The organism is Dysosmobacter acutus, from assembly GCF_018919205.1.
GTDB classification, from domain to species: Bacteria; Bacillota; Clostridia; order Oscillospirales; family Oscillospiraceae; genus Oscillibacter; species Oscillibacter acutus.
Map to the genome: position 1 here is coordinate 2,946,124 of NZ_JAHLQN010000001.1, position 17,800 is coordinate 2,963,923.

At 59.7% G+C, this 17,800-nt stretch carries 16 protein-coding genes and 1 pseudogene; 1 reads left to right on the plus strand and 16 read right to left on the minus strand.

What is annotated here, in order from left to right; genetic code table 11:
- Positions 1 to 93: 93 nt before the first annotated feature.
- The 14 genes and pseudogenes from KQI82_RS14420 to KQI82_RS14485 all read right to left on the minus strand — a co-directional run bounded on the left by KQI82_RS14420 (position 94) and on the right by KQI82_RS14485 (position 14,098).
- A complete protein-coding gene (locus KQI82_RS14420) occupies positions 94 to 300 on the minus strand; it encodes a (2Fe-2S)-binding protein (protein WP_216633391.1) in 207 nt (68 codons plus the stop codon).
- Positions 301 to 422: 122 nt separating this feature from the next.
- Positions 423 to 1,012 (minus strand): annotated as a pseudogene (locus tag KQI82_RS14425) (isochorismatase family protein); the annotation flags it as partial.
- Positions 1,009 to 2,289, minus strand: a complete 1,281-nt coding sequence (locus KQI82_RS14430; protein ID WP_216633393.1) for an MFS transporter — start codon at positions 2,287 to 2,289, stop codon at positions 1,009 to 1,011. The pseudogene KQI82_RS14425 and the gene KQI82_RS14430, both read right to left, overlap by 4 nt.
- 79 nt (positions 2,290 to 2,368) lie before the next feature.
- Positions 2,369 to 3,139 carry an acetoacetate decarboxylase family protein gene (locus KQI82_RS14435; protein WP_216633394.1) on the minus strand — a complete coding sequence of 257 codons (771 nt, stop codon included), beginning with the start codon at positions 3,137 to 3,139 and terminating at the stop codon, positions 2,369 to 2,371.
- A complete protein-coding gene (locus KQI82_RS14440) occupies positions 3,130 to 3,933 on the minus strand; it encodes an acetoacetate decarboxylase family protein (RefSeq protein WP_216633395.1) in 804 nt (267 codons plus the stop codon). Before KQI82_RS14440 ends, KQI82_RS14435 begins: the two co-directional genes overlap by 10 nt.
- A 50-nt stretch (positions 3,934 to 3,983) precedes the next feature.
- The gene (locus KQI82_RS14445) at positions 3,984 to 4,742 is read right to left on the minus strand and encodes an acetoacetate decarboxylase family protein (RefSeq protein WP_216633396.1); all 759 of its coding nucleotides are present in this window, start codon (positions 4,740 to 4,742) and stop codon (positions 3,984 to 3,986) included.
- A gap of 10 nt (positions 4,743 to 4,752) precedes the next feature.
- Positions 4,753 to 5,550, minus strand: a complete 798-nt coding sequence (locus KQI82_RS14450) for a hypothetical protein (protein WP_216633397.1) — start codon at positions 5,548 to 5,550, stop codon at positions 4,753 to 4,755.
- Between the two features lie 35 nt (positions 5,551 to 5,585).
- The gene (locus KQI82_RS14455; protein ID WP_216633398.1) at positions 5,586 to 7,598 is read right to left on the minus strand and encodes a TRAP transporter permease; all 2,013 of its coding nucleotides are present in this window, start codon (positions 7,596 to 7,598) and stop codon (positions 5,586 to 5,588) included.
- A 100-nt stretch (positions 7,599 to 7,698) separates the two neighbouring features.
- Positions 7,699 to 8,961 (minus strand): TAXI family TRAP transporter solute-binding subunit, encoded by a 1,263-nt coding sequence (locus tag KQI82_RS14460; protein ID WP_216633399.1) that lies wholly within the window; start codon positions 8,959 to 8,961, stop codon positions 7,699 to 7,701.
- Between the two features lie 64 nt (positions 8,962 to 9,025).
- Positions 9,026 to 10,453, minus strand: coding sequence for a dihydroorotase (locus tag KQI82_RS14465; protein ID WP_216633400.1), 1,428 nt, complete (start codon positions 10,451 to 10,453; stop codon positions 9,026 to 9,028).
- Positions 10,454 to 10,540: 87 nt separating this feature from the next.
- Positions 10,541 to 11,437: an isocitrate lyase/PEP mutase family protein gene (locus KQI82_RS14470; protein ID WP_216633401.1), complete on the minus strand. Its 897-nt coding sequence runs from the start codon at positions 11,435 to 11,437 to the stop codon at positions 10,541 to 10,543.
- A 31-nt stretch (positions 11,438 to 11,468) separates the two neighbouring features.
- Positions 11,469 to 11,951, minus strand: a complete 483-nt coding sequence (locus tag KQI82_RS14475) for a 3-isopropylmalate dehydratase small subunit (RefSeq protein ID WP_216633402.1) — start codon at positions 11,949 to 11,951, stop codon at positions 11,469 to 11,471.
- A complete protein-coding gene (locus KQI82_RS14480; RefSeq protein ID WP_216633403.1) occupies positions 11,948 to 13,171 on the minus strand; it encodes an aconitase/3-isopropylmalate dehydratase large subunit family protein in 1,224 nt (407 codons plus the stop codon). The genes KQI82_RS14475 and KQI82_RS14480 overlap by 4 nt, the downstream gene beginning before the upstream one ends.
- A gap of 114 nt (positions 13,172 to 13,285) precedes the next feature.
- Positions 13,286 to 14,098 (minus strand): IclR family transcriptional regulator, encoded by an 813-nt coding sequence (locus tag KQI82_RS14485; protein WP_216633404.1) that lies wholly within the window; start codon positions 14,096 to 14,098, stop codon positions 13,286 to 13,288.
- A 412-nt stretch (positions 14,099 to 14,510) separates the two neighbouring features.
- On the opposite strand from KQI82_RS14485, the gene KQI82_RS14490 reads away from it, so the two are divergent.
- Positions 14,511 to 15,530, plus strand: coding sequence for an alpha-hydroxy-acid oxidizing protein (locus KQI82_RS14490; RefSeq protein WP_216633405.1), 1,020 nt, complete (start codon positions 14,511 to 14,513; stop codon positions 15,528 to 15,530).
- A 60-nt stretch (positions 15,531 to 15,590) separates the two neighbouring features.
- On the opposite strand, the gene KQI82_RS14495 is transcribed toward KQI82_RS14490, so the two are convergent.
- Together KQI82_RS14495 and KQI82_RS14500 are read right to left on the minus strand one after the other, a co-directional pair.
- A complete protein-coding gene (locus KQI82_RS14495; RefSeq protein WP_216633406.1) occupies positions 15,591 to 16,949 on the minus strand; it encodes an APC family permease in 1,359 nt (452 codons plus the stop codon).
- 78 nt (positions 16,950 to 17,027) lie between these two features.
- The gene (locus KQI82_RS14500; RefSeq protein WP_241426724.1) at positions 17,028 to 17,744 is read right to left on the minus strand and encodes a cysteine hydrolase family protein; all 717 of its coding nucleotides are present in this window, start codon (positions 17,742 to 17,744) and stop codon (positions 17,028 to 17,030) included.
- Positions 17,745 to 17,800 lie beyond the last annotated feature (56 nt).

Genomic DNA, 17,800 nt, shown 5'->3' on the forward strand with positions numbered 1-17,800 from the left:
CATTTTGCGCGTCTGAATCCGCCGGGTATCCGCGCCGGTTTGGGGGCGGGCGGACGGCTTTCACGCCGGAGCCCGCCGGCAAGGCGGACCGCTTTATCCGCCCTGTCGGCCCGATTGGCCTAAAAGCGCGTCCACTTCCCCCCTGATCCGCTCCACACACATGGCGCAGCTTTTGCCGCAGCCCGTCTGGCGCCGCACCTCCTCAAACGTCTCCGCCCCGCCGTCCACGGCCGTCCGGATATCCGCCCAGGTGACACCGTGGCACAGGCACATCACCCGGGCCCCGTCCGGCGCGCTCATTCCAAGGCCCCCGCTTTGCCGGAGGCGCGGAGCCGTTTGAAATACTCCTTCACCTCGCCGCTGTCCACCACGTCGCCGTATTTCATCCAGATATCAAGCAGCGCCGCCTTATGGGATACTTCGATGCGGTCAAAGAGGCAGTCCTCCACATAAATAAGCCGGTAGCTCCTTGAGGCGGCGTCAACCGCAGTGGCACGGCAGCATCCGCTGGTGGAGCCCCCACAAGGATGAGCGTGTCGATGCCAAGGGTGATCAGATAGCTCTGCAGCGGTGTTCCGTAAAACGCGCTGGCATAGCCCTTGGAGAGGACCATCTCCTCAGGCAGGGGCTCGATGCAGGGCAACAGGTCGGAGCAGGGGTGCCCGTCGATAAACTTTGCGTTGTCCCGCTTCCTCTTTCCCGCAAAGTTGTCAAAGGCGTCCGTCCGGCTCTGAACGTTTTTGGTGTAGAACACCGGGACCCCGGCCTCTCTGGCCGCATCCCGCAGGGAGAGGATGTGCCGCACCCCCTCCCAGGCCTTTGCTCCGCCGCCGGAGGGCCACTGTTCTATCTGTTCCTCTATCGGCGCGTCGGCGCCGATGTAGTTGGGCTGCAGGTCAATGCAGAGCAGCAGCGGCTTTTCTCCGTAGCCCGTTCTCCGGCCATAACCTCCCTGTTCAATGACAATGCGGTCCCGATCAGTGATCATGTCCTCCCAAATTCTCATGTTCATCCGCGCCCAGGCGCGCCCTCCCCTCTCTTCTCTCCTGAAAAAAAATTGGATTTCCTCAGCATCCGGACCATCATGACGGCAAAGGTCGCCAGCAATCCGATGGCAATGTTCATCACCGTGTCAAAGGACCCGATGGCGTTGTACAGCGTTCTGATCAAAGGCATGCCGACCAGCGAGCAGCAGCACATCAGCGTCTGGGAAAAGCCGATATACTCAGAGAGATACCGCTTCCCGAAAAGGCTGATGGAGGCCGTGACGCCGTAGAGCACGCACACCGTGGGCCAGAAGCCCAGCAGAGCCGAGAACAAAACCGCGCCCGCGGTCCCGTCCACCACGCGGATCAGGATAAACGCAAGCGCCGTGGCCCCGGCGCAGTACAGCGTCACGATCCTGAAGCCAAACCGGTCGGCGATGATGCCCGCGCTGGCCTTGCTGCACATGTCCACCACCGCAAAGACGGAGAGGCATGCGGCGGCCACCGCTTCCGGCACTCCACGCTCAATCAGGATCGTGGACTGGTACAGGGTGATCATCTGGTAGACCACCGCCACCACGATCATGCCGCCGGCAAACAGCCAGAAGGACGGCTTTTTGATTCCCTCGCTCAGCGGGCAGCCGTCTCCCGGGACCGCTCCGCCCCGCATGCCGCCCTCCTCCGCGCCCAAGCTTTCGCCGTATGGCATCAGTCCGACGCAGCCCGGCTCCTCCCGGAGCAGCAACGTGATCTGGGCACAGACAAACACCGCCACCAAAGCGCCGATGACCACGCAGGCGACCCGCCAGCCCAGCGCGCGGATCATCCAGCCCACAATGGGACTCCCCACCGCCGTGCCGATGCCGCTGGCGGAGGCCACCAGGCCGGTAACCTGACTGCGGCGCTCGGAAAACCAGCGGGCAATGGCCATCTGTACGGCGGCCGTACCGGAAAAAACCGTGGACGCGCCGATCAGCACGCCTCCGATGAACATGGCCTCAAGACGGTTGGACCCGGCGAATACAAAATATCCCGCCGCGCTGATCAGTCCGCCGAACACGATCAGGGACTTCAGCGCAAAGCGCTTGAGCAGCCTGTTGAAGAACGCCGCGGCGGCCGCGCTGCCCACGCCGTAAAAGACATACAAAATCGCGAAGTCTCCGCTGCTGATTCCAAAGCTCCTTGTGATGGGCGTCACAAACAGCGACAGGCTGTAGTAGCCCACGCCGCAGTTGAACATCATCACCAGGAATAAGGAGGCGGCAATAATCCAATACCACTTGTTCGATCCCTGCTTTTTCATGACTTTCCTTTCTCCGGCCGCCGTCTGCAAAAGCGCGGAGGGTGATCCGCCCTCCGCGCCCTCAAAACCGGGTTTGACTCTATTCCCGCTGCTGTTTCAGGTCCTTCAGCACCCTCCAGCCCGACGTGGAGAAGCCGATCTCAAAGTAGTAGGCGTCGATGACCTCATAGTCCCAGTCCTTCATAAAGCCGCCCAGCTTCAGATGGCCAATTCCCTTGAACACCTGGCCCTTGATCTCGGAATCGTGGTGCTCGATGAGAATATCGTCGATGAGCTTTTCTCCCTCTGGGTCCAGCATATCCTCGATCTGGCGGCGGCCATAGCAGACCATGTACTCCTCTTCGGGATAGCTGACCTCCTCCGTCAGTTCAATCCATCCGGAGATCAGATTGTCGCCGTTCTGGCGGACAACGCCTTTGATCTTGCTGCCCACATGGGGCGCGTAGAGCTTGCGCAGCCTGCCGGGAAAGCGGTTGATGTGGACCTCGGCCAGTTCGGTGTCGTAGCCCAGCATCGGGCCGCGCTGAACGCCCCAATCCCGGTCCTGCCAGATCTTTGCAAGGTAGTTGCCCGGCTTGCCCTCAAACTTGCAGGGGATGCTGATGAGCCCCTCCTGCATGGTGGTGTAATAGGGGTAGACGAACTGCGCGGCCGCCTCCGCCTGCTCCACCATGTCCTCGTCGTGGCCGTAATAGTCGGCAAGCATCACCGTGAGCTCGCCCTCCCGGTTGGGCGTAAAGGGAGCCGGAAGATACCGGGCAATGGTTTGTGGATCCATCTTCAGCCGCAAGGAGATGATGTTCTCCGCCACATGGCGGCGGGCCGCCGCCCCTTCTTCCTTTAAAACCATTTCCAATCCCCCTTTTCCTCAATGGGCGTGATCTGCGAATCGCTTCCATAGCAGTAGCCAAAGTTGTAGAAGAAGCCCTCCAGCGGCTCAATCTCCCCAAGGTCCTTCCATTTGCCGTAATAGTCTCCGCCGAATTCCAGCGTGGTTTTTCCCTTCCAGCAGTCCACGCCGTCCAGGCCGTTGGTGAATTCGAACAGGGGAATGTCTTTGATAAAGGGCTCGTTGTGGCTGGCCGGGTCTCTCAGATACCGGGCGTGGGCAAATCTCCGGCAGCCGACGGGAAGTTTTTCAAAATCGTAGGGCTCGGTCAGCTCAATGGAGGCCTTGGCGACCAGCTCCCCGTGGGGGCGGTTGGAAATGCCGTAGAGCTTCGTGCCTGGTTTGAGCTCGTTCCGGCCGGTCAGCAGCGGCTGGATGTCCGTTATCTGGGTATAGGTGATGTTGCGCAGGATGCCGCGGCGCAGTCCGGCGGTCTGCCGGTCCAGGCAGACCTGAGACATGTAGCCAAACTCATATCCCTTGTAAATCGCCGGCATTCCGATGGCCAGCTCGTGGAACTCCGTCATGTCGGGGTCTGGCGGCTCGCCTTCAGCCACCTCCCGCAGCCCCGGCATCGCCGTATCCACCATGAACACCCAGCCGATGTCGCCGTCCCCCACCGGCTCCAGGGGCTTGGGCAGCATGCGCGATTGCAGTTTTTTTGGATCCGCCCGGAAGGGAACCATGATGAGGCTCTGGGTCATCACATACTTCTCGCCCGGCGCCGGGTTTACCTTCGTATTCAGTTCAGGCATCTGTTGTTCCTCCCTTTCTTGCGTCCTCTCCGCTTTTCAGCCTCCGCGGATCAGAGCACCTCGATCCCTCCGGCCTGATAGCCCATCATAAACCAGAAGGCATTTTTTACCTCATAGGAGAATGTGCCGACCGCCTTTTCGTCAAAGGCAAGCTGCACGTCTCTGCCCTGCCAGCACTCGCCGTAACGTGTTTTTGTGATGAGCTCGCGGGTGATGTCGTCGCACACGCTCTCGCCCCTGCGCTCCTCCACCAGCTGCACCACCCTGCGCAGTCCGATGCGGTTGGCGAACAGGAAGTCAAAGTTCATCCCGTCAACGGGTTTGTCTGCGTCAAAGCCCAAGCTGATGGGTCTGGTCCCCTCGTCAGTGGCCACCGCCTTCAGGCGACTGCCCTCCTGGATGTGATAAAAGTCCATCATCTCCGTGGGGAAGCGGGTGGTGCGGATATGGGCATAGAAGGCGTCAAAGCCCTTGACGCGGCTCTCCATCACAGCCCAGTCCCTGTCAAAATAGCGCAGGGCATAGGTCCAGCCCCGGTGGCCCCGGGCCTCCGCCTCCACCAAAATGCCGGCGGAGTAATATTGGGAGTAAATGGGGTTGATGAAGTCGTAATCCCTGCTCTTTTCATCCCGCAGCACCGCCTCCGTCATGGCTACGTAAGCCTTGTCGGAGATGACCTGAAAGCCCTCCGGTACACGGGAGGCAAACTCGGCGGGGTCAATGGCAAGTTCGGCAAGGAAAACCGTCTCGCCCACCTTGCGGACGTTTCCCACAATGGGCTCGTAGGGCACATATCGAAAATTCTGCATATTTCCCTCCTCACTTTGCGTCGCACAGAAACTCTTCACTGCCATAGGTATAGGCAAAGGTCACAAAGAACGCGCGCTTGACCCGGATCTCTCCAAGGTCCTGAAAGAGCCCGTACATCGTGTCGCCAAAGACCAGTTTGCCGTCGCCGGAATACACCTTGCTCACCTCGAATTTGGAGGGGAAGTGATAGAGCGACGCCTGGTGGATGAGGGGTCTGACATCGTCGCCGTGGGCCATGTCGGGCAGATACCGGAGCTGTCCCCAGTCAAAGAAGTGCTCATCCAGCCAGCCGGGGTCGTGGACCTCCTTTACCTCCAAGGAACCCCTTGCATACAGGGCGCCGTCGTTGGTGCAGGTGGCAAACATCCTGCTGCCGATGCCGACGTGCTCCTCCCCCTCCAGCATGGGGTGGTTGCGGGTGCGTGCAAAGGTGTCGATCACGCTGCGGTTGAAGCCCCGGCGCAGCGCTCCGGCATAGTGGTCCAGAAGAATCCACGTGTTCATGATGTTGGGCTTCCCGTCGACCGTGCAGGACATGCCCAGCGCGCACTCGGAGAACTCCGTGGTGTTGGGGTCCGGAATTTCGCCGTCCACCTCCCGCATGGGCGGGAAGGCGGAATCCACAAAGCCGCAGGTCAAAATCACATCCCCGTCCTCGTCCCTCCTGGGCTCAAGCGGCTCGGGCAGGAACATCTTCTTCGCGGCCTCCAGGTTGGAGACGGTAAAGTCGAAATTGATGAAGTTCTGAATAATGGCGTGGGGACAACAGTCTTCACGGGGCTTCATCCCCAGGGTGTTAATTTCCATGGTTCACCTACTCTTTCTTTCAATACCGGAAAGTGTTACGGGATGATCTGAGGCGCGCCGGGTCCGCCGGCGGACTTTTTGGCACTGATTCTGTGCAGAACAAAGCCGGCAATCATGAAGGCAAGGCCGATCAGCGTGATGTTCGTTCGTGGGAAGGCGATCAGAATGCCGCCCAGGCAGAAGAGCAGCCTCTCAAACATGTTGTACATCCTGCCAAGCTTAATCATGTACCCGCCCAGCCCGCTGGCAAGGGTAAAGGTACCCAGCGCCACAAAGGCCATATGGTAGAGGCTTATCAGCAGGTTGCCGCCCTGCAGCAGGATCGCGGGCTCATAGAGAAAATAGAGGGGCAGGAAATAGACCACGCAGCCCAACTGGCACGCTTTCCAGCCGGTCTTCATGGCGGGCGCGCCTGCCACCGAGGAAGCCACGAAAGCGACGGTGGCAACCGGGGGCGTGATGACGGCAAGCAGCGGATAGTAGATCAGGAACAGGTGGACCGCCATTTTGTCAAGCCCCGCTCCCACCAGGGCGGGAGCCACCGAGACGGCGAAAAACATATAGGCCACAATGTCCATGCCCATGATGCCCATGAGATAGCAGGCGACAATGGTCAGCGCCACCACGGCCACAACGTTCTCTCCGCCCAGGCGGGTGATGCTGGTTGCGAAAGAGGCGGCCATGCCGGTGGTGATCAGTCCGGCAATGATGAAGGTAAAGGGCAGCATCAGCGCGCAGATCTGCGTGATGGCCTTTCCGATCAGAGCGCAGGCCTTATAGAGGTTTTTGGGTGTGAGGCGGTTTTTGGGGTTCTTGTCAAACCAGGACAGGACGATGAGAAGGCCGGAGGCATAGTAAGGCGTGATTTCGCCCCAGCGGAAGAACACCAGCCCCACACACAGGAAGATCAGCACAACGACCACATACCAGCCCCGCTTCAGGACCTCTCTGACCTTCAGGCACTGGTCCGCGGGCAGGCCCTTCATGCCCCGGTTGGCGGCGTAGGCGTCGACCTGAAGCAGCAGCCCGCCGTAGTAGCACAGGGCCGGGAAGACAGCCGCCATCATAACCTGGGCATAGGTGAAGCCGGACATGGCCACCATCACAAAGACAATGGAACCCATGACAGGGGGCATCAGAATGCCGCCTGTGGCGGCCACCGCCTCGATGCCGCCGGCATAGACCGCGTCGTAGCCGGACTTCTTCATGGCGGGAATCGTGATGGAGCCGGAGGAGACGACGTTGGAGATGGGAGAGCCGGAGAGCATGCCGAAAAAGGCGGAGGTCAGAACGGCCACCTTGGCTGTGCCTCCCCGGTACTTGCCGCACAGGGCCTGGGCCAGATCGATGAAGAACGGGCCCGCGCCGGAGCAGATGAGCAGGTTGGCAAACATCAAAAAGCCGATCAGGATGGTGCCGGTGATGTTGCCGGGCAGGCCGGAAATCCCCTCCGAGCCGTAGCAGTAATAGCTGAACAGCGTTTTGAGGTCAAAGCCGATGCCCGCCAGCATACCGGGCAGGTGCTCGCAGATCAGCGGATAGAGGCCAAAGACAATGCAGATGATGAAAAATGCCCGTCCTGCTCCCCGGCGGACCATCTCAAGCAGCATCAGGGAGTAGATCACCGCCAGGGCCAGCTTAAAATTGTCGGGAGCCGGAACCCAGCCCACCATATTGATTTCCGTTCCGTGGACCGCAAAATACAGCGGTATGGCCAGCGCCAAAAGCGTCAGCACATAGTCAAACCACGGAATGCGGTTTGCATATTTTTTCGTCGCGGGGGTCAGCAGGAACGCGCTGCAGCCAAAGACCGCAAAGATGGTGTAGTAATAGGTAGTCGCGGACATGACCCCGAACCAGCGCAGGTGCATCATGTAATAGCATGCGATGAGGATTCCGATGATGGAGAGGATGGTAAACCCGTGCCTGACCAGCGGGGGCATGGTGGCAAGGCGGGAGTTGTCCTTGTTGACCTCCTCTTCCGCCTCGATTTTCCGTTTTTCATCCCTCACCTCATCCTCCTGCAGTTTTTTATCGTCCAAATCCATTGAGAGCCCTCCTCATTGATCTGTAAGGGAAGCGTGGGGCAGAGCGCAAAGCCTGCGCTCTGCCCGCGTTGCTGTTTCTTCCGTCTGAGAGGATGTTCGGTTAAAACCCGGCGGCAAGGGCCTCAGCGATCTCAGCGTCGCTCATGATGACGACCGGGGGAAGGTCCTTGTTCGCCTTGAACTCCTCCCAGTAGTCCAGCCACTCCTGGTTCTGGGTGTCGATCTTGATGCCGTCGGCGCGGGCCGCGTCCAGGCACTCGCTGTAGGCGGCGGCATACTTGTCGATCACCTTGATGTTGTATTCCTGGCGGGCGTCATCGGCCTCGGTCCACTTTCCAAGCTCCTTAAAGTACTGGATGGTGCCCTCGGCAATGGGGATAAACGCACGGCTCATGACTTCCCGGGCATAGTCCACGGACCAGTAGTAGGCATAGGTGTCAAAAGCGCCCTGGATATCCTCCTGATGCTCCGCAAAGAACTTGACCATATTGTAGATCAATTCCTGATCCGCGTCCTCAGAGGTGAGCCAGCCGCCGTCCGAACCCACTCCGTATTTTCCGATGGCATCATCTATTCCAAGGGGAATCTTGCTGAAATTGTAGACCGGCATCTTGGACTGGAAGGCCTTGCACCAATCGGGATAGAGCTCGGGGTTGAAGTCCAGGACCCGGATGCCCTGCGGGGCGGAGGACGCTTCGACGATGGAGCTGGAGACCGGGGTGACGTAGCCGCACAGCTCAGCGGCGCCCGTGGTGACCAGCTTGGGCATTTCGCCGTAGGAGGAGCAGTGGATCCAGTTCATTTCATCTCCGCTTACGCCCGTGGCAGCGGCAAGGGCGGCCTTTACATTCTCCATGGCGGAATCAATCGTGCAGGCCACGGCTGTGTCCTTGGTGATGTCCGTGGGCTTTTCGATTTTGGAGTCGCCCCGGACAAACATGACGAAGATGGACTCGAAATCAGGCCAGACCCAGCGCACCTGATACGGGCCGCCGTCTTCCGTCGCATAGCCGAACCGGGCGTTCACCAGCGTGGCGGCGTCGCCCATGCTGTCATAGGTCATGAGGGTCTCCCCATTTTTGACCCGCTGGAACTTGGTGGCGTTGGAGTCCTCCGGAAGCAGGCGGACCTTGGTGTAACCGGTGCCCTCCAGGATGTTGGACCAGGCAAGGGTGCCGGCGTAGGCGGTGGTGCCGCTGCCGGTGATGCTCAGCTTGACCATGTTGGGCCACTCATAGTCGCCCGCGGCCGATTGGCTGCCGCTTCCGCTGCCTTCGGGAGTGGACGCGGCTCCACCTCCACCGCAGGCGCCAAGGGAGAGAGCTATTGCAAGGGCAAGAATCAGGGGCAGAACCTTTTTCATCGTTTTTCTCCTTCCTGTTTGTGATATGCCGCCGCAGCGCGGCCGTACATCAGGGTGTGGGCGCTCAGCAGGGGCGCTTGACATATTCGCCCGCAGCGGCGCCAAGGATCTTGCCGGCTTCATAGACCTTTCTGCCCCGCAGAATGGTGGCAACGGGCCAGCCCTTGAGGGACACGCCCTCAAACACGGTATACTCCTGGGCGGAGAAGTCCTCTCCGGCGTGGACGGTCTTTTCAAGATTCAGGTCGATCAGGGCAAAGTCCGCGTCCGCCCCCACCTCCATGCTGCCCTTTTTGGGCCAGGCGGCGTGGGCCTTGGCCGGGTTGGAGGAGACCAGCTCGGCAATGCGGGGCAGGGACAGGCCGTGCTTAAAGTGCCCCTCGGAGATCATGAAGGGATAGATGAGGGAGGTGCCGCCAAAGCCGCAGCAGGCGCCCCACATATCCTCCCTGGGCTTCAGGGCGATGGGCGTGTTGGCGTGGTCGGAGCCGACCCAGTTGATCTCGCCCTTTGCCAGAGCCTCCCAGAGCGCCGCGTTGTCCGCGGCGGTGCGCAGCGGCGGGTTCACTTTCGCGCAGGTATTGTTCTGAAGCATCTCCCATGTGAGGCCCAGCGCGTGCAGCGTGCACTCCCGGCGGAGCTTGATGTCCGGGTATATCTTAAGCAGGTCCCGGGTGGCCTGCATGGCCTCGGCGCTGGTGATATGCAGGACGTTCAGTTTGGCCCCGGTGGCGTTGGCCACGCTGCCGGCCTTCAGGATTGCAATCCGCTCAGAGAGCGGGGGCCGGGCCTCGCAGTAGGCCTGCATCCCTTCCAGCCCCGCCGCGTTGACCCGTTTGATGAAGCTCTTGATGATCTCATCGTCCTCGCAGTGGACGCTGACGGAAACCGGCTCGTTCTTGAGCAGGGTGTTCAGCCGGGCGGCCTCGGCCATGATATTGTAGAGGTGTCCAAGGTCGTAGCAGTCGGACATGGTGGGCGAAACCGTGGAGTTGGCGCCCAGGTTCAGACCCTTGTAGAACATGAAATACTTGAAGGTGACAACGCCCTGCTCAACGAGCCACTCCATCTCCCCCACCTGCAGATCGTCCATGGGGGCCAGGTGGAAGCAGTAGTCGCAGTAGGCGTTGCCGGCGGTGAGTTCCAGCGCCTCCTTGAATATCTCATGGTAGGGGCCGGTTTTGTTCATGTAGTGGGCGCCGGTGCGGAAATAGGACATCATCGTGGTGACGCCGCCGGTCAGCGCCGCCTTGGTTTCACTTGCCGTGTCCACATCCAGCGGCGCGTAGATGCCAAGGTGGGTATGGCAGTCCACGGCGCCGGGCATAACGGTGAGCCCCTTGGCGTCCAGCACCTCCGCCGCCTCACTGTCGTCAATGGGCACGGTACTGACGGCCGCAATCCTGCCGTCCTTTACCGCGATGGTGCACGCTTCCACCTTGTCGGCAAGGACGACATCGCCGTTTTTGATCAGGAGATCGTACTTTTCCATAATTTTGCTTCCTTTCATCATTGGCAGATTTATGATGTTCTCAATTGCGGCGCCTGCAATACAGCTCCATTTGCCGCGTCCGCAACCTCAGCGGTGATAACGGGCGTCCAACTCGGCCGTGTCCAGGAACCTCCGCTCCAGCTCCTGAATCTCCGGCAGGCCGACCAGGTCCGTAAACTCCCTGAATGCGAAAATTTCGCCGTCCATGGACTCCACATCATCCCTGACAACTGCCGTATAGGCCCGCTCCAGCGCCCGGGCGGCCGCAAAGAGGGGCATGACGGGGACGCTCACCCGGGCCGCGCCCCACTCCTCCAACTGCCTGATGGAGATGGCGGGCGTCTTCGCGCCCCTGGCATAGATCATGTTGATGCTCACCGGCGCCTCAATGGACTCGATCACCCGCTTCACGTCGTCCGGGTTTGTGGGCGCCTCCACAAAGACGAGGTCGGCGCCGGCCTTGGCAAATGCGTTGCCCCGGCGGATCGCCTCCTCCACGCCGACCACCGCGATGGCGTCGGTGCGGGCGTTGATGACAAAGTCCGGGTCCGTCCGGGCCGCGGCGGCGGCTTCGATCTTCTTCACCGCCTCTTCAAAGGGGATGATTTGTTTTCCGCCCATGTGGCCGCAGCGCTTGGGGAAAAACTGGTCCTCCAGATTGATGCCCGCGGCGCCGGCCGCTTCAAAGTCCCTGACCGCGTAATAGAGGTTGATTGCATTGCCGAATCCTGTGTCCCCGTCCGCCATGACGGGGATGCTGACGGCCCGGCAGATATTGCGGGTCAGCTCGACCATCTGCGTCTTGGTCATAATCCCCACGTCGGGCAGACCCAAATTGCTGCCCGCCAGGCCGTAGCCGGTGACCTGCACCGCCTTCACGCCGCACCGTTCCGCGATCTTTGCGCTCAGCGCGTCGTAGACGCCCGGCATGACAAGGATTTCCCGGGCGCGGATCAACTCTTTGAGCCGCGTTGTTCGATTCATCTTCTGCTCCCTCCCAAGCTCAATTTTATATTCAAAGGACAAAGTCGCCTTTTTCCTTTAAATACGAGGCCAGCCCGCCGCTTTGCAAAATGCGCTGCATAATGGGGGAAAGGGCCTGGCAGTCAAGCTCCCGTTCGCCGTTGACCACCACTTTTCCCCCGTCCATATCGATCCGGATCAGGTCTCCCTCCCGGATGCATGAGGTGTCGCAGATCAGGACGGGAAGCCCCACGTTGATGGCGTTGCGGTAAAAAATCCGGGCAAAGGATTTTGCCAGGACCGCGCCCACTCCCGCATACTTGAGGGCGATCGGAGCCTGCTCGCGGGAGGAACCGCACCCAAAGTTGCCGCCGGCCACCAAAACGTCCCCCTGCTCCACACGGCGGACGAAGTCCGGGTCCAGATCCTCCATGCAATGGGCGGCCAGGTCGTTGAAGTCCAGTGTCTTGGTATATTTCCCGGCGATAATCAAGTCGGTGTTGATGCTGTCTCCATACACCAGCGCCTTGCTCATTTCCCGATCACCTCCCTGGGGTCTGTGATTCTGCCCGTCAGCGCGGAGGCCGCCGCGGTGGCGGGAGAGGACAGATAGATCAGTGCGTTTTTGTTTCCCATCCGCCCCTTGAAGTTGCGGTTTGTGGTGGAGAGAACCACCTCCCCGTCATCAGGCACGCCGCCTAACGTTCCCACGCACAGGCTGCATCCCGGCGTGGAAATCGTTGCCCCGGCCTCCAGAAATTCCCGGATATACCCTCTTTCGATGGCCGCTAAGAGCACCTTTGTGGACGCGGGGCAGACCGTCATGCGGACCGACGGCGCGATTTTCTTCCCCCGGAGGATATCCGCCGCGGCCGCCAGATCGGAAAGGCGTCCATTGGTGCAGCTCCCTATGTAGACCATGTCGATCTTCTGGTCCGCCGCTTCCGCGGCCGTACAGACATTGTCCACCGCATGCGGCCTTGAGACCATGGGGACGAAGCCGGAGGCGTCGTACCGGAGCACCCTCTTGTAGACCGCGTCCTCGTCCGGAATCAGGTCGGGCCTTTTCAGCGCGCTGAGGAAGACGCCGTTTTTGCCTCCCATCTCGATGACCATGTTACAGACCGTGGCAGCCTCCTCCCTGGTGAAGCATGCAAAGCCGTCTCCGGCAAATTCCACCGATTCATAGCTGACGCCGTCACTGCGCAGGTCCCCGATCATCCGGAGAATCACGTCCTTTGCAAAGACGCCTTTCGTTAACTGTCCGGTCAGCTCAATGCGGCTTGTCTCCGGCACGCGGAGCCAGGTCTTGCCGGTCAGCAGCGCGGCCCCCAGGTCCGTGGAGCCGACGCCTGTGGAAAACGCGCCCACCGCGCCATAGGAGCAGGTGTGGGAGTCGCCTCCCAGCACAAGGTCCCCTTCCCCCACCTCATGGTTTTCAAGCATGACCTGATGGCAGACGCCCTTGTTCTGGTCGTACAGCACACAGCCCTGTTCGGCGCAGAAGCGGCGGATCATACTGTGCAGCGCCGCGATGCGCTCATTGGGGCAGGGCGTCGCGTGATCAATGACAAAGATCGTTTTTTCCGGCTTTGCCAAGCGCACGCCGCCCATGTCCTGAAAGGCCCGGATCGTCATCGGACCCGTTGTGTCGCTGGCCATCATGACGTCTACATTCACCACAACGCAGTCGTTTGCATGAACCTCCCGCCCCGCATGGCCCCCTATGATTTTTTCCGCAAACGTAAAACCCACTGTCTCTCATCCTCCCCTTCTCCACTGCGCCTCGCTTTTGTTCCGTATAGCGGAACTTCATTCCAATTTTCAACTATCAACAAAAGCTTCCCACAGAAGCCTTTGTTGTGTGACTTATTCGGTTTGGATGGGCTGATTGCTCCGGTATCCTAACTTTTGGGAAATGCGGCCGGCCGCGCTCCGAAGCTCCTCCAGGTAGCTTGCCACATTCTGCTCTTCAAAATAGTAAAGCGGGCCGGAGACTGTGATGGAGGCCACCACATGCTGGGTGTAATCGAAAAGCGGCACGGAGACCATCGCCGTCGAAGCGTCCCGCTCCCCGCGGGTCACGGAGAATCCATCGCGGCGGATCTGCTCCAGTTCCCGCTCCAGCTGGGCCCGGTCGGTAATCGTGTGCTCGGTGATGCGCTCCAGTTTGACGGATTCAAAAAAGCGGGTCTGAAACTCCCTGTCCGCGTAGGCCAGCAGCAGCTTGCCTGCCCCGCAGTAAAGCGGATGACGGGCGCCAAGGTAGGAGTAACGCCGGACATATTGGGCGCCCATGACCTGCGCGATACACAGCCGTTCAAATCCATCGCGGACATAGAGGTTGCAGGTCTGCTCCGTGACACGGGAAATCTCCTTCATCTCCGCGGCGGCGGTTCTCTTGAGGGAATTGCTTTCCTGTGCGATGGCCCCCATCTTGATGATCTCATAGCCAAGGCGATACTTTCCGGTCTCCGAATGCTGCACAATTAAGTTGTTTTGCTCCAGCGTGGCCAGAATCCGGAACACCGTTGTCTTGGGCAGATTGGTCTGGGCGCAGATCTGCGCAAGGGTATGTTCCGGCTCCTCAAATGTAAACACTTGGAGGAGTTCGATTGCCCGGTCCACCGCCCGGACGGAGTCCCTCTGTACCGTGGCCGTTTGATTCTTTCCTCTGTTCATGTTCCGCTCCTTGGAACTATGTTCCTTTTAATGAAATTTTATGGTTCTTTTTCCCTGTTGTCAAGCAATTTTTGCATCCAATATGGCAAGTTCTACAATTTCATCCTATTTCGCATTCGATTTTAGTGCTTTTGCACAATATTCAAGCTGTTCTCTTTTGGACTGGACCGGGCTTCTCCTCACTGTCGTCCAATTCGACCAGCAGTCCCTCTCCCGCCCTGGCATGCAGTATTGTAGCATATGGAGCAGGCGGTTCCAAGGCCCCTGCGGGAATTCTCTATCTTTTTCCCGCACCGCACGCCATATGCTCCGCTTACGGGGCGGCTTGTTTTTTTCCCGGGATTGGAGTACAATCGTGGCAAGTGGAAAGTGGGCGGCTTTGTTCTGCCCGAATATGAAAGGAGATCTACATATGACGTATCAGGAAGTGCTGGAAAACGCCCGCACCTGTATGGGCCCCTACTGTAAGGCCTGCCCTGTCTGCAACGGAATGGGCTGCCGCAACACCATGCCCGGCCCCGGCGCCAAGGGCATCGGCACCGGCTTTATCCGCAACTACCAGAAGTGGCAGGAGCTGTGTGTCAACATGGACACCATCTGCGAGAATAGAGAGGTGGACACTTCCTATGAGCTCTTCGGCCACCGGTTTGCCCTGCCTGTGTTCGCCGCGCCGGTGGGCGCCATGCAGCTCCACTACGGCGACAAGTATGACGATCTGCAATATAACGACATTCTGGTTTCCGCCTGCGCCAAAGCGGGCATCGCCGCCTTCACAGGCGACGGCACCAATCCCGCCGTCATGAAGGGCGCGGTCCAGGCCATCCGGGAGGCCGGCGGCGCCGGTATCCCCACGGTGAAGCCCTGGAACATGGAGCTGATCCGGGAGAAGATGGACGGCTGTAAGTCCTCCGGCTGCTATGCCATCGCCATGGACATCGACGCGGCCGGCCTGCCCTTCCTGAAGAATCTTCAGCCCCCCGCCGGCAGCAAGACGGTGGAGGAGCTGCAAGAGATCGCGGACTATGCCGGGGTTCCCTTCATCCTCAAGGGGATCATGACGGTGGAGGGCGCCAAAAAGGCTCTGAAGGCCGGCGCCAGCGCCATCGTGGTGTCCAACCACGGCGGCCGCGTGCTGGACCAGTGCCCGGCCACGGCGGAGGTGCTGCCCGCCATCGCCGACGCGGTGGGCGGGAAGATGACCATTTTTGTGGACGGCGGCATCCGCACCGGAATGGACGTATTCAAGGCCCTGGCCCTGGGCGCCGACGCGGTGCTCATCGCCCGTCCCTTTGTCACCATGGTCTACGGCGGCGGAGCCGAAGGGGTTCAGATCTATGTGGATAAGCTCACCGCCGAGCTGAAGGACACCATGGCCATGTGCGGCGCCCACAGCCTGAAGGAGATCAGGCCCTCCATGCTCTTCTCCAAATAACCGACTCGCAAAGACGCTCCGCCAAAATGGCGGAGCGTCTTTTTGGAGTTTGCAGCGAACTTATTCCGCCTCTTCCTTCACCGTGTCGGGAGAGGGGATAAAGGTGGTCCAATTGGCCGGGTCGCGCTTTTGCTGCACCTTAGCGTAGACGTACAGCACGGCGCCCACGGCAAAGTACACACCCAGCGCCACCCAGGTGGCGGCGTCCATGGCGATGACGCACTGGTACAGGCAGTAGATGCAGAAAACAATGGACTCAATGCCCATGAACCAGGCGGCCTTGCACTTATAGGGTCTGGGCCACTCGGGATGAGTTTTGCGCAGCTTCAGGAAGGACAGGGACACGCACAGATACACCACGCCGGCGGCGCCCACAGTGATGGTGAAGATGTAGTTGATCCACGCATCGGGGGCCATCAGGCAGAAGTACAAAGAGCAGATGAACACCACCGTGTTGGCCAGCCAGGGCTGGCCGTGCTTGTTGAGAACCGCCAGTTTCCGGCTCACCTGGCCCTGCTGGGCGGCGCCGAAGATGGTGCGGGAGGCGGCCAGCCAGAAGCCGGAGAGCGTGGTGATGCAGGTCACGGCGCCCATGATGATGATCACCAGGGCCAGCCAGTGCATCCCAAGGATATCGGCCACCCGGGGATCCACGATGTCCGTCTGGGCGATCCACTCGTTGGACACGATGCCGCCCACGGCGATCACCGCCAGACCGTAGACCAGGAAGGTGCACAGCATGCTGCCGATGAAGCCCCAGATGATCTTCTTGCGGGGGAATTTGGACTCCTCCACCAGCTGGGGGATCAGGTCAAAACCGATGAACTTGAACATCAGCAGCCCAAGGCCGGCGGAAAATCCGGCGGCTCCCTTGGGGAACCAGGGGGACAGGTTGGAGAACTTCCACTGATCGCTGAAGATGAAGATCAGGGAGGCGCCGACGGAGACCACCAGGGTGCTCCAGAACATGAAGTTCTGAATTTTCGCCAGATGCTTGATCTCCAGGTTTACCATAATGAACCAGACGGTGATGATCACGCAGGCCAGAATCTTCAGCTGCGCGAAATTCAGCGGCACCAGATATCCCACCATGGTGGAGATGCCGATGGTCACGTTGGGCATGGCGGACAGATACAGCAGGAACAAAAACCAGCCTACCACCCAGCCCAGATCCCAGTTGAAAGCGTTGGTGGTCCAGATGTTCTCGCCGCCGGCATAGGGCAGCATGCCCGTCATCTCCGTGTAGATGAGGCACAGCGGCAGCAGGATCACGCCGCAGGCAAACAGGCAGATCAGCGAGCCGGGACCGGTCATCTCGAACCAGTACTTGATCTCCACCATCCAGGCGGCAATCATGCCGCCTGCCGCCATGGCGATGATCTGGGACAGGGACAGTTCCTTTTTCAGTTTATTACCCATGTTTGAAAACCCCTTTCACGCACACACTTATTTTTACAATGGACAAGGGCCACAACTCCCTTTCCAATATTCCAATCCTCAGTTTTTCCCGGCGCTCTCTTCGATCAGGGCGATCACATCATCGCACTCCAGCACGTTGCAGTAGACGATGTTCATGATCTTCAGCTCCATGTCGTGCAGATCCATGTCCGGTGCGGCGCAGCAGTCCTCCACGCAGATCACCCGGAAGCCGTGGTCGGCCAGCACTCGCACCGTGCCCGCCACACACTGGTCCGTCACCACGCCGGTGACAATGATGGTGTCGATGCCCATGTTGCGCATCAGCTCAGAATAGTTGGTGCCCAGGCTGACGGAGTCGGTGGTCTTATTGACCACGATCTCATCTCCCACCGGGGCGATCTCGTCCATCATGGCCACCTCGGGGTTGCTGATGGGCAGCAGGATGTTGTTCCAGCCCACCGTGCTCTGCACCAGGCAGCGGTCGGAGCCGTCGTCCTTCAGGCAGGCGATGCGGCCGTAGGTCACCTCCACGCCGTTTTTGCGGCAGCAGTCGATCAGCCGTTTGTTGTTGGGTACGGTCAATTGCTCAATCCGGTCAAAATAAGGCTCCCACCTGGCCCACTGACCCGCCTCTTTGAAGGCCCTTGCATCCGCTCCGTCCTTTGCAAGGAAAAACTTCTGCATGTCCACTACCATCAGAGCGGTCTTCTTCAGGTCCAACTTCAAATCCAGAACCTGGTCCGCCATCTCCTCGTAGTAAAACGACAGATACTTTTTGTTGAGTTTCAGTTTCATTTCGTGCCCTCTTTCTCTATTTTGGATTGCAGCCAAACAGGTCTGCTGTGATAACA

Excerpts from the sequence above, each read along its gene's own strand:
- KQI82_RS14440 (WP_216633395.1), bottom strand. The coding sequence starts at position 3,933 with ATGCCTGAACTGAATACGAAGGTAAACCCGGCGCCGGGCGAGAAGTAT.
- KQI82_RS14470 (WP_216633401.1), bottom strand. The coding sequence starts at position 11,437 with ATGAATCGAACAACGCGGCTCAAAGAGTTGATCCGCGCCCGGGAAATC.
- KQI82_RS14450 (WP_216633397.1), bottom strand. The coding sequence starts at position 5,550 with ATGGAAATTAACACCCTGGGGATGAAGCCCCGTGAAGACTGTTGTCCC.
- KQI82_RS14465 (WP_216633400.1), bottom strand. The coding sequence starts at position 10,453 with ATGGAAAAGTACGATCTCCTGATCAAAAACGGCGATGTCGTCCTTGCC.
- KQI82_RS14460 (WP_216633399.1), bottom strand. The coding sequence starts at position 8,961 with ATGAAAAAGGTTCTGCCCCTGATTCTTGCCCTTGCAATAGCTCTCTCC.
- KQI82_RS14495 (WP_216633406.1), bottom strand. The coding sequence starts at position 16,949 with ATGGGTAATAAACTGAAAAAGGAACTGTCCCTGTCCCAGATCATCGCC.
- KQI82_RS14485 (WP_216633404.1), bottom strand. The coding sequence starts at position 14,098 with ATGAACAGAGGAAAGAATCAAACGGCCACGGTACAGAGGGACTCCGTC.
- KQI82_RS14475 (WP_216633402.1), bottom strand. The coding sequence starts at position 11,951 with ATGAGCAAGGCGCTGGTGTATGGAGACAGCATCAACACCGACTTGATT.
- KQI82_RS14430 (WP_216633393.1), bottom strand. The coding sequence starts at position 2,289 with ATGAAAAAGCAGGGATCGAACAAGTGGTATTGGATTATTGCCGCCTCC.
- KQI82_RS14445 (WP_216633396.1), bottom strand. The coding sequence starts at position 4,742 with ATGCAGAATTTTCGATATGTGCCCTACGAGCCCATTGTGGGAAACGTC.
- KQI82_RS14435 (WP_216633394.1), bottom strand. The coding sequence starts at position 3,139 with ATGGTTTTAAAGGAAGAAGGGGCGGCGGCCCGCCGCCATGTGGCGGAG.
- KQI82_RS14420 (WP_216633391.1), bottom strand. The coding sequence starts at position 300 with ATGAGCGCGCCGGACGGGGCCCGGGTGATGTGCCTGTGCCACGGTGTC.
- KQI82_RS14490 (WP_216633405.1), top strand. The coding sequence starts at position 14,511 with ATGACGTATCAGGAAGTGCTGGAAAACGCCCGCACCTGTATGGGCCCC.
- KQI82_RS14500 (WP_241426724.1), bottom strand. The coding sequence starts at position 17,744 with ATGAAACTGAAACTCAACAAAAAGTATCTGTCGTTTTACTACGAGGAG.
- KQI82_RS14455 (WP_216633398.1), bottom strand. The coding sequence starts at position 7,598 with ATGGATTTGGACGATAAAAAACTGCAGGAGGATGAGGTGAGGGATGAA.